This window comes from Alkalihalophilus marmarensis DSM 21297, from assembly GCF_000474275.2.
Classification (GTDB): Bacteria; Bacillota; Bacilli; order Bacillales; family Bacillaceae_D; genus Alkalihalophilus; species Alkalihalophilus marmarensis.
In genome coordinates this window covers 57,023-71,811 of the sequence record NZ_ATAE01000037.1, presented here as the reverse complement: position 1 = coordinate 71,811, position 14,789 = coordinate 57,023, and the positions used below count along the sequence as shown (strand labels likewise).

At 40.7% G+C, this 14,789-nt stretch carries 11 protein-coding genes and 1 other annotated feature; of the genes, 7 read left to right on the top strand and 4 right to left on the bottom strand.

Translation table 11 applies throughout. From position 1 onward, the window contains the following. Positions 1–40 precede the first annotated feature (40 nt). The 3 genes from A33I_RS13600 (at position 41) to A33I_RS13590 (ending at position 2,975) form a co-directional block, all read left to right on the top strand. A complete protein-coding gene (locus A33I_RS13600; protein WP_022628915.1) occupies positions 41–823 on the top strand; it encodes an alpha/beta hydrolase in 783 nt (260 codons plus the stop codon). A 186-nt stretch (positions 824–1,009) separates the two neighbouring features. After that, positions 1,010–2,062, top strand: a complete 1,053-nt coding sequence (locus A33I_RS13595; protein WP_022628914.1) for a tetraprenyl-beta-curcumene synthase family protein — start codon at positions 1,010–1,012, stop codon at positions 2,060–2,062. A 64-nt stretch (positions 2,063–2,126) separates the two neighbouring features. Continuing rightward, complete coding sequence (locus A33I_RS13590) at positions 2,127–2,975, top strand: SDR family oxidoreductase (protein WP_022628913.1); 849 nt, start codon at positions 2,127–2,129, stop codon at positions 2,973–2,975. A 49-nt stretch (positions 2,976–3,024) separates the two neighbouring features. On the opposite strand, the gene A33I_RS13585 is transcribed toward A33I_RS13590, so the two are convergent. From A33I_RS13585 to mnmL, 3 genes are all read right to left on the bottom strand, one after another. Next, positions 3,025–3,591 (bottom strand): beta-class carbonic anhydrase, encoded by a 567-nt coding sequence (locus A33I_RS13585; RefSeq protein ID WP_022628912.1) that lies wholly within the window; start codon positions 3,589–3,591, stop codon positions 3,025–3,027. A gap of 128 nt (positions 3,592–3,719) precedes the next feature. Continuing rightward, positions 3,720–4,292, bottom strand: a complete 573-nt coding sequence (gene mnmM, locus A33I_RS13580) for a tRNA 5-(aminomethyl)-2-thiouridylate-methyltransferase MnmM (protein WP_022628911.1) — start codon at positions 4,290–4,292, stop codon at positions 3,720–3,722. Continuing rightward, positions 4,293–5,273: a tRNA modification radical SAM protein MnmL/YtqA gene (gene mnmL / locus A33I_RS13575; RefSeq protein WP_022628910.1), complete on the bottom strand. Its 981-nt coding sequence runs from the start codon at positions 5,271–5,273 to the stop codon at positions 4,293–4,295. Positions 5,274–5,493: 220 nt separating this feature from the next. Here mnmL and A33I_RS13570 point away from each other — a divergent pair, with 220 nt between their 5' ends. Both A33I_RS13570 and leuS read left to right on the top strand, forming a co-directional pair. Further along, positions 5,494–6,702: an MDR family MFS transporter gene (locus A33I_RS13570; protein ID WP_022628909.1), complete on the top strand. Its 1,209-nt coding sequence runs from the start codon at positions 5,494–5,496 to the stop codon at positions 6,700–6,702. Between the two features lie 68 nt (positions 6,703–6,770). Further along, positions 6,771–6,993: a binding site (T-box leader), on the top strand. 175 nt (positions 6,994–7,168) lie between these two features. Beyond that, positions 7,169–9,592 (top strand): leucine--tRNA ligase, encoded by a 2,424-nt coding sequence (gene leuS, locus A33I_RS13565; RefSeq protein WP_022628908.1) that lies wholly within the window; start codon positions 7,169–7,171, stop codon positions 9,590–9,592. Between the two features lie 621 nt (positions 9,593–10,213). On the opposite strand, the gene A33I_RS13560 is transcribed toward leuS, so the two are convergent. Next, a complete protein-coding gene (locus A33I_RS13560) occupies positions 10,214–11,482 on the bottom strand; it encodes a BaiN/RdsA family NAD(P)/FAD-dependent oxidoreductase (RefSeq protein WP_022628907.1) in 1,269 nt (422 codons plus the stop codon). A gap of 267 nt (positions 11,483–11,749) precedes the next feature. Here A33I_RS13560 and A33I_RS13555 point away from each other — a divergent pair, with 267 nt between their 5' ends. Both A33I_RS13555 and ftsW read left to right on the top strand, forming a co-directional pair. Next, a complete protein-coding gene (locus A33I_RS13555; protein ID WP_022628906.1) occupies positions 11,750–13,384 on the top strand; it encodes a putative polysaccharide biosynthesis protein in 1,635 nt (544 codons plus the stop codon). A gap of 260 nt (positions 13,385–13,644) precedes the next feature. Continuing rightward, positions 13,645–14,787, top strand: a complete 1,143-nt coding sequence (gene ftsW, locus A33I_RS13550; RefSeq protein WP_022628905.1) for a putative lipid II flippase FtsW — start codon at positions 13,645–13,647, stop codon at positions 14,785–14,787. Positions 14,788–14,789: the final 2 nt, after the last annotated feature.

Genomic DNA, 14,789 nt, shown 5'->3' with positions numbered 1-14,789 from the left:
AAAGTTGAAAGAGAATGAATGAAGTTAGGGGGATGCAATTATGTGGAAATCAGAGATTTCTGAGCCGCGTGGTGTAGTCGTGATGGTACACGGGGCCGGTGAGCATCACGGTAGATATATGTGGCTTGCTAAGAAGTGGAATGACCACGGCTTTGATGTGGTGATGGGAGACTTGCCAGGTCAAGGGAAGACAAGAGGTACACGAGGCCATGTGCAATCATTTAATCAGTATTTAGATGCGGTGGATGAATGGATGCTTGAGGCAAAAAAGAAAGATTTACCGATTATTTTGTTTGGCCATAGTATGGGAGGTCTTGTTTGTGTTCGCTCGTTAATGGAGCGTAATCATACTCATATTACTGGAGTAATCTTATCTTCACCTTGCTTAGGATTAAGCAGTCCCCCTCCAAAAACAAAGGCATTGGCTACAAAGCTTTTGCATAGAGTCGCGCCAACCTTCAGTGCTAAATCTGGATTGCGTACGGAGCATTGTACGCGCAATGAAGAAGTACGTGAAGCTTATTTGAAAGATGAACTGCGTGTAACAAGGGTGACAGCTAGGTGGTATCAAGAGCTGACGAAAGCGATGCACCTTGCCAACCGCTATCCTGAAAAAATGCCGAATCTGCCTATATTAGTGATGCAGTCTGGAGAAGATTATATTGTCGACCAAATCGCTGTGAGGGACTGGTTTGATCATTTACTTTTAACTGAAAAGAGTTATAAAGAATGGGAAGGGCTGTATCATGAAATTTTTAATGAGCCGGAAAGAGAAGATGTATTCAGGTATGCCATCGGATTTGTAAACATACTTCTTCCATAGAATGACTCTTACAAGAAAGCTTTAACAAGGCTTTCTTTTTTTTGTGTAAGCAATAATTATAAGCAATAAGCAGCGGGCGGCTGAATTTATGAGGATGCTTTGACATTAACGGTAGATTTATTGTTGCTTGCTTTTTTTTGTGCTAAGGTACTAATTATGGAAAGTGAATGGAGGAGAACACTTCATATGAAAGTCCCTACAAAACCGATTCCGATTTTAATGAATATTTATCGTGATGTTGTCCCTACTGTAAATCGTTATTTTAATCAATGGATAGAAAAGGCACATACGATTCCTGATGATGAATTGCGCTCACAAGCCTTAGATGCTTTAAGCAAAAAGAAATTTCATTGCGAAGGGGGAGGAGTGTTTGGTTTAGTTGCTAGAGATCGTTTTGATGAATTAATCCAATTTATTATTGCCTATCAAATTATGTGCGATTACTTAGACAACTTATGTGACCAAAGCGACTCGCTAGACCCTAGAGACTTTCGCGCCCTACATAATGCGTTGCTTACAGCCCTGACACCAGGGGCACCGCTTGAGAATAACTATGAGTTCCGTAACGAGCAAGAAGATGGCGGTTACTTACACGCGCTGATAGAAACTTGTCAGCAAATCCTATCAACCTTCCCATCGTTTGAAAAGATGCAGCCTGCAATGCTTGAGTTAAGCGGATACTATTGTGATCTGCAAGTGTATAAGCATGTGAAAAAAGAAGACAGGATTCCTATGCTTAAAGCTTGGTATGAGCGTCATCGTCATAAGATGCCTGAGATGACCTGGTACGAATTTTCAGCTTGTACAGCCTCTACGTTAGGTGTATACGCACTAGCTACGTATTCAACAAAACCTAATTTGACGAGTGAGACTGCGGAAACAATTAAAGCCGGGTACTTCCCATGGGTTCAAGGATTTCATATTTTACTTGATTATTTTATCGATCAAGAAGAAGACATTGCTGATGATGAGCTTAACTTCCTATTTTACTATGACAGCGAAGAGGAAATGATTGAGCGCTTTCGCTATTTTGTCAAAAAGGCAGAAGAAAGTCTTTCAACCCTTCCAGACCCTAAATTCCACCGTATGATTTATCAAGGGATTATTGCCATCTATTTATCTGATGAAAAAGTGCAGGGAAATAAAGAGATGAAGAAAAAGTCGAAGAAAATGATCAAGACGGGCGGACTTCCTACCTTGATTTTTTATTTGAACAGCTGGGTTTTTAGAAGAAGTTAAACGATAGAGATAGGCTGCAGCGATTTAGATGGCTGCAGTTCTTTTTTAGGAGGCTTACATTTGGATGGGACATAAAAGAATTGTCCTTATTACAGGAGCGAACAGCGGATTTGGATTATTGTCATCATTATCGCTTGCCAAAAGGGGATGCCAAGTCATCGCAGCGATGCGAGATGTGAAAAAGAGCAATGAACTGCTTGATAGAGCCAAGCGTGAAGGAACCAGTCATTTAATAGATGTAATTCAGATTGATGTCACGAGAGAAGATCATATTAAAGAGGCATTTTTATATGTGGAATCGCAATATGGTCAATTAAATGTGCTTGTGAATAATGCTGGGTACAGCGCAGGCGGAATGATTGAGAAGCTGGAAATAGAGGAATGGCGGAAGCAGCTAGATACGAACTTGTTTGGCGTCATCACAATGACGAAGACGTTTTTGCCGTTATTAAAAAAAAGGACAGGAGCAAAAATCATTAATCTAGGAAGCATTAGCGGCAGAGTTGGATTTCCGGGGCTGGCACCGTATGTTACGTCCAAATTTGCTATTGGCGGATTTAGCGAATCTTTGCGTTTAGAGCTCCTGCCGCAAAATATTTATGTCTGTCTGATTGAAGCAGGTTCTTTTCAAACAAATATTTGGAACAAAGGACTGGAAAATGTTCGTTCAAAAAAGAATGGGATGGATGATCCATTTTTTGATTCTATTTATCAGCAAGTAAAACAAACAGCGGCCGGCGCCCAAGATCCTGCTGAAGTCATTCAGCTGATTGTCAAAATCTCGGAAGCAAAAAAGCCTAAGTTCCGCTACCATGCTGGTAAAGGGGTCCGAATGTTAGTGCTTTTCAAAAGCATTTTACCTTGGTCTCTCGTAGAATGGTTGGTTAAAAAGAAATTGATGAAGAAAAAATGATGGCATAAATAAAAAATCCGCTGCATATAGATAGCAGCGGATTTTGTGATTATAGATGATCGTATCCATTTACAACGACATCTAGTTTCCCTGTCTCAGGGCAAATTACAAGCCCGTGAACCGGAATTTGGCGAACGAATAACGGGTGATTATTAATCACATCAACACTATGAGCAACATTATCTTCAACTTTTGAGAAGCCTGTTAAGAACCCTTTCACATCAATGCCTGAGTATTCAAGCGTATCCACTACATCTACGTCGAGTCCTCTCTCTTTTGCTTTCTCAAGGATGGATTCAGACTCGAGTCCTGCCATACCGCAGCCGTGGTGTCCAACCACAACGACTTCATCAGCCTGCAGCTCATAGACCGCTACTAAAATACTTCTCATAATACTTCCGAATGGGTGAGAAATAACAGCACCTGCATTACGGATAATTTTGGCATCCCCATTTTTTAGATCCATAGCCCGGTGAAGGAGTTCGACAAGACGAGTATCCATACACGTTAGGATTACAAGCTTCTTGTCTGGAAACTTCGTTGTTTGGAATGGTTCATACTGCTTTGTTTCAACAAATGATTTGTTATAGTCTAAGATCGAATCAAGAATTGTCATGATGAGTACACTCCTTCGTAATATTGAACTTATTTCCAATAAAAAGTTTGATTTATCAATCATTTCTTTTATATTAGTGTAAAGAAATCACGAAACTTGTCAACTAATCTTTTTGATACTGAATGCCCTTATCTTTTTTCTATCGCAACAATGAACGGGGGATTATTCGCTTGATTAATAAACGAATAGTTTAAAACATGAGCTTTTTTTTGATCAAGTGATGTTACATACTCCATCAAATGATCACGTTCTGCAGCCCCTTCGGCATGTCCGTGGTAAATGACAAGCACAATCATGCCTCCCTTTGGCATGAGTTCAAGTAGAGAGTCAATTGCTTTAATTGTTGTCTGAGATTGAGTCACAATCGATTTATCCCCGCCAGGAAGGTAACCTAAATTAAAAATTGCCCCTTTGACCATACCATATTCTTCTTTTGGAATGAGAGTAGAAATATGTTCATGTCCGCTTTGGTGAAAGGTTATTCGGTTGGCAACTTCAGCCTCTTCTACTTTCAATTTTGTGTTTGTGATCGCAGTTTCTTGGATATCAACACTATACACATGGCCAGTGTTGCCAACTAAGTTTGCTAAGAATAAAGTATCGTGCCCGTTTCCAGCAGTACAGTCAACGGCAATATCACCTGGTGAGATACTTCGTTCAAGTAAAAAACGTGCAAATGGAAGAACGCCTAATAGTTTCATCTACTCTTTAACCTCCGCTTGATAAAACTTACCTTGCCAGCTGTCACGGCGCTTAAGTTCCGCTTCAATGGCATTGAATACCGACCACTTTTGAGTGCTCCACATCGGGCCGATCATTAAATCTGCAGGGCCATCTCCTGTTAATCGATGAATGACAAAGTGCGGCGGAATCACTTCAAGTTGGTCAACAACAAGGTTTACATACTCATCCATGCTCATGAATTCAACCAGTCCTTTTTCATATTGTTTGACCATAGGTGTTTTTTTCAAAAGGTGAAGAGAGTGGATCTTAATCCCTTGAACATCGAGCTTAGCAACTTCACGTGCTGTTTCCATCATCATCTTATGATCTTCTTTTGGGAGCCCGTTAATGATGTGAGCACACACGCGGATCCCGTGCTTTCTTAATTTTTCTACACCTTCTACATAGCATTGATAGTCATGAGCACGGTTGATAAGCTGTGCTGTTTCTTCATGAATTGTTTGTAAGCCTAGCTCTACCCATAGATAGGTACGTTTATTTAACTCCGCCAAATACTCTACGACATCATCAGGAAGACAGTCAGGCCTTGTGGCGATAGATAAACCGACGACGCCTTCTTGCTCGAGTATCACTTCATAATATTTACGCAAGGTGCGAACCGGAGCGTACGTATTTGTGTACGCTTGGAAGTAGCCAATATATTTGCCGCTTTTCCATTTATGGTGCATTCGTTCTTTAATGGTATTGAATTGAGTGACAAGATCATCGGAGCGGTCACCAGCAAAATCACCAGACCCTCTTTCGCTGCAAAATGTACAGCCCCCATAGGCAACAGATCCATCTCTGTTCGGGCAATCAAAACCAGCATCTAGTGAAACTTTAAATACTTTCTCGCCAAAATGCTGACGAAGGTGGTTATTCCATGAGTAATAACGCTTATCGCCAAACTCTTTGGAACGCTCAGAGCCTGGGGTGTTTGATATTGATTGATTACACATATAAGTCAGCCTCTCTTGAATAGTAGATCCATTCAATTTTCTTTCATTTTTGTAGCATGATTATTGTAGCATGAGAACCTAGATGAAAAAAGAAATGGCAAAGATTCAGACAGTATGTAAATCCAAAAAAATGATTGCGTTCTTCAGATGATTCCACTAGTATTATTTTGGTGCTCGAAATAATGCTCGCGTTTCACGTTAGAAGAAGGAGGGGGCTTATATGCCTAAGGCTCTTTGGCTGTTAGTTGTAGCGATGGTGATTAATGTGACGGGGGCTTCTTTTTTATGGCCGCTAAATGCGATTATCATCCATCAAGAACTAGGACGCTCATTAACAGCAGCTGGATTTATATTAATGCTTAATGCTTTCGCCGGGGTGATCGGCAACCTTATCGGCGGAAGATTGTTCGATAAAATAGGTGCCTACCGGACGATGATTTTATCTATTATTATTACAACCATAAGTGCTACGATATTGGCCTTTTTTCATAGTTATTACTTTTATATGTTTTTATTAATGGGGCTTGGATTTGGTTCTGGGATGATGTTTCCAGCGATGTATGCCCTAGCTGGCAGTCTTTGGCCTGAAGGGGGAAGAAAGCCGTTTAATGCCATGTACGTCGCGCAAAATGTAGGAGTAGCGCTCGGAACAGCATTGGTAGGGATCGTTGCTTCTATTCAATTAACCTATGTGTTTAGCGCAAATGCTGCGATGTATGCTTTTCTGCTCGTATTCGTTATCTTTGCATTTAGGGGGATGAAGGCGAAAACAGCTGATGCTCAAACGGCGAATGTATTTGAACAAAAGACTTCTCTCAGAAGCAATTACCGGCTTCATTCATTACTTTTGCTATCGGTTGCCTTTTTTATCTGCTGGGTTGCCTACACGCAGTGGCAGGCTAATGTGTCTGTTCATACTCAATCTCTGGGTATTTCCTTGCAGCAATATAGTTTATTTTGGACAGTGAACGGGCTAATGATTGTTTTTGCCCAGCCTGTGGTCTCATGGCTGATTAAAAAGGGGAAAATGTCTTTAAAAGGTCAAATGATTGTAGGTGTCATTATTTTTATGGCTTCTTATATCGTGCTGTCTGAAGCAACAATCTTCAGCGGATTTTTAGCTGCGATGATCATCTTGACGTTTGGTGAAATGTTTGTATGGCCGGCTGTACCTACGATAGCCAATGATTTAGCTCCGAAGGGAAAAGAGGGGTTTTATCAAGGGATTGTCAACAGTGTGTCTACTGGAGGGAAAATGATCGGACCATTACTCGGAGGAATGTTAGTGGATTTCTATTCAATGACTATTCTCATTTATGTGCTCTTAGTTATGTTTGGAATAGCAATCGCGTTTCTAATGAAATATGACACCCCTATTATTAAGAGAAACATGTCCTTGGAACAAGAAGAGATGAACCTGCCGAGTTAAATCGGAATATAGTGTTGTTAAAGCTTGACATCGAACGATTCACTTCATACAATACTAATTAAGTTCATATTAAGACGTTTAGAAGGAGTAGTAATGATATCTGGGAAATAAGAGAGCAGACGGCTGCTGAAAGTCTGCCAGAAGGATATGATGAACTCGCCTTTTAGTTTTGAGAGTGAAAAATGTAGTAATTCTCAACGGGTCACGTCCGTTAAGCGTGCTGAGCGAACAAGTAATGTTACTTGTTAATTTGGGTGGTACCGCGGGAATAACACAACTCTCGTCCCTGACTATTGTTAGGGGCGGGAGTTTTTTGTTTCTTAAAATCATTAGCGATTTAAAATCTTGTGATTTCAATTTAACCCTGATCGTTCGATTGAAAATGAGGTTGCGTGGCAATCATGAATAGATAGCTCAAGCAGGCAGGATAACAACAATTTGTTTAAACTCGAAGGAGGAAGAAAGTATGTCGTTTTCACATTTAGACATTGAAAAGAAGTGGCAAAAGCATTGGGAAGAAAATAAAACGTTCAAAACAACAGAAGAGGCAGATAAGCCAAAGTTTTATGCTTTAGATATGTTTCCATTCCCATCAGGAGCTGGCCTGCATGTTGGTCACCCAGAAGGCTATACGGCAACAGATATTCTTTCACGTATGAAAAGAATGCAAGGGTATAATGTTCTTCATCCAATGGGGTGGGATGCATTTGGACTTCCAGCAGAGCAATATGCACTAGATACAGGTAATGATCCTGCTGAATTTACGCTGAAGAATATTGATACGTTCCGCCGTCAAATTAAGTCGCTTGGTTTCTCTTATGATTGGGACCGAGAAGTGAATACGATTGATCCTGATTATTATAAGTGGACACAATGGATCTTCTTAAAGCTTTATGAAAAAGGGTTAGCTTACATTGATGAAGTAGCTGTAAACTGGTGTCCTGCTCTTGGAACAGTACTTGCGAATGAAGAAGTTATTGACGGGAAAAGTGAGCGCGGCGGGCACCCTGTAGAACGTCGTCCGATGAAACAATGGATGCTGAAAATTACAGCTTATGCTGACCGCTTGTTAGAAGACCTTGATGAGCTTGATTGGTCAGAAAGCATCAAAGATATGCAGCGCAACTGGATCGGCCGTTCAGAAGGGGCTGAGGTTACATTTAAAGTAGATGGACATGACGAGGAGAAAGTTGATGTATTCACGACTCGTCCGGATACATTATTTGGCGCAACTTATATGGTGCTTGCTCCTGAACATAAGCTGGTAGATGTGATTACAACAGCAGAACAACAAGAAGCTGTTGAGAAGTATAAAAAACAAGTGGCATTGAAGAGTGATTTAGAGCGTACAGAGCTTTCTAAAGAAAAGACGGGCGTATTTACAGGTGCATTTGCTGTAAACCCTGCCAACGGGAAACGTATTCCGATCTGGATTGCTGATTACGTACTTGTAAGCTACGGTACTGGAGCAATTATGGCTGTTCCGGCTCATGATGAGCGTGATTATGAGTTCGCTAAGACATTTGACCTTGAAATTATTGAAGTAGTAGCTGGCGGAGAGGTTGAAAAAGAGGCTTATACAGGTGACGGGGAGCATGTAAATTCTGACTTCCTTAACGGCCTTGATAAAGAAGCTGCTATTACAAACATGATTGAGTGGCTTGAAGCGAATCATTACGGAACGAAAAAAGTAACGTACCGTCTACGTGACTGGTTATTCAGCCGTCAGCGTTACTGGGGTGAGCCAATTCCTATGATTCACTGGGAAGACGGTTCAATGACACCGGTCGCTTATGAAGAACTGCCATTAACTCTGCCAAAAATGGATGAGATCAAGCCGTCTGATACAGGAGAATCACCGCTTGCTAACCACAAAGAATGGCTTGAAGTGACGGATCCTAAAACAGGCATGAAAGGCAGACGTGAAACAAACACAATGCCTAACTGGGCAGGAAGCTGCTGGTATTATCTGCGCTACATCGATCCAAACAACAGCGAAGCGCTAGCAGATCCTGAAAAATTAAAGCAATGGCTGCCTGTAGATATTTATATTGGCGGAGCAGAGCATGCGGTTCTTCACTTGTTGTATGCACGCTTCTGGCACAAATTCCTTTACGACCTTGGAGTTGTGCCAACGAAAGAGCCGTTCCAAAAGCTTTATAACCAAGGAATGATTCTTGGTGAAAACAATGAGAAGATGAGTAAATCAAAAGGAAACGTTGTAAATCCTGATGATATCGTTCTAAGCCATGGTGCAGATACTCTACGTTTATACGAAATGTTCATGGGACCTCTTGATGCATCGATCGCTTGGTCTACAAACGGCTTAGACGGTGCGCGCAGATTCTTAGATCGTGTATGGCGTCTATTTATTGATGAAAAGACAAACGAGCTGAACCCTGCAATCACAGATACAAAAGGGACAGATGAATTTATCCGTACGTATCACCAAACGGTCAAAAAAGTGACGGAAGACTTTGCAGCGCTTCGCTTTAACGTTGGAATTTCTCAAATGATGGTGTTCATCAATGATGCCTACAAACAAGAGAAGCTTCCACGTGAGTTAATGGAAGGCTTTGTTAAACTTCTAGCGCCACTCGCTCCTCACATTGCAGAAGAGCTTTGGGAGAAGTTCGGACACAACGAAACCATCACATATGCTGAGTGGCCAACATACGAAGAATCACTTCTTGTTGAAAATGAAGTAGAAGTAGTTGTTCAAATTAACGGTAAAGTACGTGCAAAACTTGTAATTCCAGCAGACGCCTCACGCGATCAAATGGAAGAAATCGCAAAGAATGACGACAAAGTACAAGAAGCAATCGGCGACAAAACCGTAAGAAAAATTATTGCGGTGCCAGGAAAGCTAGTTAATATTGTAGTAGGGTAAAAGGAAAAGTGTAAGCGACTGTTCTGGCATGCGGTAAAATGAGGGGAGACAAACAGAAGTCCGAACTTAGACTTCGTTTGACTCACCGTTTTTACCCGCAGGGCAAGGAGCTGTAACTAGACAGGAAAAGTGAAAGCGACTCTCTTGGCTGAAGTCGCTCAGCTGGCTGCTATAACTCAATTGTACGTTTTCAAGCAGTTTATGCGTCGGTAAGAACCCTAATTACGCTCGTTCCACACGTATATGCGTCATTGCCGAATGTTATTGCACTTTTCTAAGGTAATTGCGTCGGTTCAACTGCGATATGCGTCAATGCTAGATGGATATGTATGAGTTCAGCACGCGATTGTGTCGATACACATATAGTGGAAGAGGAGCTATCCACAAGGGCAGCTCCTCTTTTCTATTATTAATAAATGAATGAATATTCAGTCACACATTATATCCACATAAATTTGTTAATAAAGAAAGCGTTATCAACAAATTTTCAGAAAATACTAACAGACTGTGTATAACTTGTGGGTGAAAAACGAGTTATGCACAGTCTGTTGAAATACAAACGGACAAATATTGGTTTATAAAGGGGAGTGATCTGTGGAATTGTGAATAACTTAAATTCCCCTATAATGAGCTGACTAGCTCGCCTGCTGCTTTCCCGGCCGTGTAGCCAGTAGAGAAGGCGCAGGTAATATTATATCCTCCTGTATATCCATGAATATCTAATACTTCTCCGCAGAAGAAGAGACCTTGCTTCTTCTTAGACTGCATTGTTTTCGGTTCTACTTCTTTAACAGAAACGCCTCCGCCTGTAACAAACGCTTTTTCTATAGAAAGCGTACCATTTGCTTTAAAAGAAAAGGCCTTACAAAAGCCGGCAATGTCACGTAAGCGGTCATGTGAAAAAGTGTTAGCTGCCTGAGTACTATCTAGGTCCAGCTGCTCGAACATAAATAAAAGAAAGCGTTCAGGTACAAAGCCTTTTAATAAGTTTTTTAAGGATTTTTTTGGTTCCTCTTTGACCCGTTTCACTAAATCTTGAAAGAGCATTTCTTTATTAGTGTCAGGAAAAAGGTCAAGTTGCATTTCAATGGTCTTAACGGAAAATTTCTTTAATGCTTTAACCACATACTGGCTGCAGCGAAGAGCAGCTGGCCCGGAAATTCCAAAGTGAGTAAAAATCATATCACCGTCATGAGTTTTGATCACTTTTCCTTTTGGGTTGATCACAGAGAGATGAATGTCTCTAAGGGACAAGCCTTGGAGCTGCTTTTGTTTAATAAAGCGCTCATTTGATGTGATCGGAACTTCAGTAGGGTAGAGTTCTGTAATCGTATGTCCAGCTTGCTCTGCCCATGGATATGCATCACCTGTACTGCCGGTATGAGGTACTGATTTCCCGCCTGTAGCGACGATAACAGCATCAGCCTCAAGAGTTTCACCATTTTGTAATTGAACAGAGTGGACTTTTTCCTCGTTAAATTGCAGGGATTTTACTCCTGTATTTGTTCGGATATTGACATTCAGTGCACGAACACGCTTTAGAAGAGTAGAAACAACGGTCGTTGCTTTATCATTAACCGGAAACATTCTGCCTCGGTCTTCTTCTTTTAACTCGATACCAAGCCCTTCAAAGAAGGTAATAATGTCTTCATTATTAAAGACAGAAAACGGGCTGTGCATAAACCGGCCATTTCCAGGGATGTGAGCAATTAATTCCTGCAGGTCCATTCTGTTTGTCACATTGCAGCGGCCGCCTCCTGAAATAGCCAGCTTTCGACCAAGTTTATTTCCTTTATCAAGAAGCGTCACATTTGCTCCATGTTCCGCTGCAGCAATAGAAGCCATTAGCCCGGCTGGACCGCCGCCAATGACAATTACGTGTTTATTCATTTATATCACCTTATTTATCTTCATTTGATTGTTTTAGAGTAGCATCTTTTATAGGCAAAAGGAAGTTTGTCTTGATATGTCGCACATTTTAATGAATGTAAGCTTTATCTCAAATGCAGTTATTTCTCGATTAGACTTTTTTATATAATTACTAAATATTTAGTGTGTCTCTATGCTACAATGCTTACTAGTGTTAAATATCATTTTTAGAAGTAAAAAATAGAGGTCGTTTGTTACGAAGTGTTCTAGTAAAAGTAGGAGGAAAAGATGGCTGATCAAAAATTAATGCGTGGCACAATGGTTTTAACGGCTGCGACGCTTATCTCGAAGATCCTTGGTTTTGTCTATATTGTTCCGTTTTCTGCGCTAGTAGGACAAGTAGGTCTTGCTTTATATGGATACGGATATGCACAATATGTAGTCATATTAAGTTTAGCGACACTCGGTGTTCCTTTAGCCGTATCAAAGTTTGTTTCTAAATATCATTCACTAGGAGATTATGAAACCGGTCATCGATTATTTAAATCTGGCTTATTATTTATGTCTATAACTGGGTTTTTAGCATTTTTGACGTTGTTTCTTTTGGCTCCTGTCTTGGCACCTAGTATTCTTCCGGTGGAAAAGCCTGGCGGTAACACTCAAGCAGATGTTATTTTCACCATCCGTATGGTCAGTGTTGCGCTGATCATTGTCCCGGTGATGGCTGTTATTCGAGGGTATTTCCAAGGGTTTCAATCCATGGGGCCGACGAGTGTGTCACAAGTAGTTGAACAGATTGTTCGTATTTCTTTTATCCTTGCAATGGCCTTTATAATTGTAGGGGTTGGCGATGGCGGTATCGGTTTAGCCGTCGGATTTGCTACATTCGGCGCCTTTGTCGGGGGGCTTGGCGGTCTTGCGGTTCTTTTATATTATTGGTTTAAACGAAGAAAACATATTTTAAAGCAAGTAGAAGAAAGTACGATAAGGCATGACTTAACTCTTCCTCAAATGTATAAGGAGCTGATTGCTTATGCACTGCCTTTATCATTTGTTGGCTTAGCCATTCCTTTGTTTCAGTATGTTGATTTATTCACCGTAAATAACGCTCTTTCAGGTACTTCCTATGAAGCAGTTTCCGAGGCATTCTTTGGTGCGCTAAACCAATCTGTTCATAAGATTGTGCTTATACCGATGGCTTTAGCAACGGCATTGTCTATTACTTTAGTGCCGACGATTACAAAGTCTTTTACTTCCGGTGATCACGATGCCTTGCAGCGACAAATCACTCAGACGTATCAGATTATTTTATTTATCTCTGTACCAGCCGCAGTAGGAATGGCAGCTCTTGCTTACCCAGTGTTTGCTTCACTTTATGGACTTGAAGATTTAGCGATTGGCGGAATGGTTTTACAATATTATGGACCTATGACGCTGCTATTCTCCCTATTTGCTGTAACAGCTGCGATTCTGCAAGGGATGAATCGTCAAAAGCAAGCAGTCTTATCTCTTGTAGCAGCTCTATTAGTTAAATTAGCTTTAAATTATTTGATGCTCCTTCTAATGGGGCCGGCTGGGGCGATTGTATCGACTTATGCTGGTTACCTAGTAGGGATTATGATTAATGTGTGGGCGATTGGCCGCTATGCGCAATTTGATTACTCCTCAATTTTTAAACGATTCCTTCTTGTATTAATGTTTTCAGGGGTCATGGCAGGAGCGGTCATATTAGCTATTAACGGACTTCAATCGTTTATGCCTCTTGATAGAAGACTGAACAGCTTTATTCTTATGTTCATTGGTGTTGGAATCGGTGCTCTTGTTTATGGGTATTTAGTATACCGATCTGGTCTTGCAGAAAAAGTATTAGGCCACCGTTTTCGCTTTCTAAAACGAAAAAAGGCCGCCAAAGAAAATAGTTAAAGGAATAGGTGAGAGAAGCTGATTGCCGTGGCAGTCAGCTTTTTCAATTTTGATCTTCAATTAATGGTCTTTTAATGGTCTTTCTTTTTTTACGTAATCATGTAAAATATTGAAGGATATGATGAATCTTGTCTAAACGCCGTTATTTCGACAAGTGTTGGCAACGAAAGCCCCTTTTTCTAATTTCAGTCGTTTGATATAATGAATCAAGCTAGAACAGTCATGGAAAAAAATAAAGACTGAACAAGTTGGGGGACCGGATGAAATATTCATTTATTAAAGATAATGATTGGGTTCTTATCATTACAACGTTCCTATTAGCTGGGTTCGGTCTGTTAATGGTATTTAGCTCAAGTTATGTATTGGCGATTGATAAGTTTAATAATCCTTATCATTTTATTACAAGACAAGCTGTGTGGTTCTTGCTTGCCATACCAGCTTTTTTATTCTTCATGCACTTTCCATACCGGCTATACAGAAAGCTTGCCATCGTTATTGTCGGGTTTATGGTATTATCCTTAATCCTTGTTAAAACCCCATTAGGTTATGAAGTAGGAGGGGCCCAGCGCTGGATTCGTATTGGTCCGCTTAATTTGCAGCCCTCAGAATTTGTTAAGATCGGAATTGTCATTTACCTTGCACATGTCTATTCCAAAAAACAAGTGTATATTGATCAGTTTATCAAAGGGGTTCTTCCGCCGCTCGTTGTGGTGGCGGTTATTTTTGGACTGATTATGCTTCAGCCAGACCTAGGTACTGCTACATCGATTTTAATGGTTTCTTTATTAATTGTTTTCTTTTCAGGGGCTAGGTTTAGACATTTATTAGGATTGGGGCTTGTAGGAGGCGGTCTGTTTGCGACCCTCGCTATTACAGAGCCTTACCGAATAAGGCGTCTTACTTCTTTTACAGATCCATTTTCCGATCAATTCGGCGATGGACTTCAACTCGTTAATTCCTACATAGCAATTGCTCATGGGGGATTAACAGGTACGGGGCTTGGACAAAGTGTACAAAAGCTTCTATACTTACCTGAGGCACATACTGATTTTATTTTAGCGATTGTCTCAGAAGAATTAGGTTTTTTAGGCGTTATCTTCGTATTAGCATGTCATGGGTTAATTTTGTTCCGTGGTGTTATTATTGGAACTCGCTGTAAAAGTCCATTTGGCAGTTTGCTAGCATTTGGAATTGTGTTCCAAATTGCTATTCAAGTTATTTTTAATGTGGGAGCAGTATCAGGACTCTTGCCTATTACAGGAATTCCGCTTCCGCTCGTTAGTAACGGGGGATCTTCGTTGCTTGTTACATTAGTATCAATAGCGATACTTGCAAATATATCTAGAAATAACATCCGGCAAAAGCGGCTAAACCAGCATGAAGATGAACCGTTGACTGCCTAAGT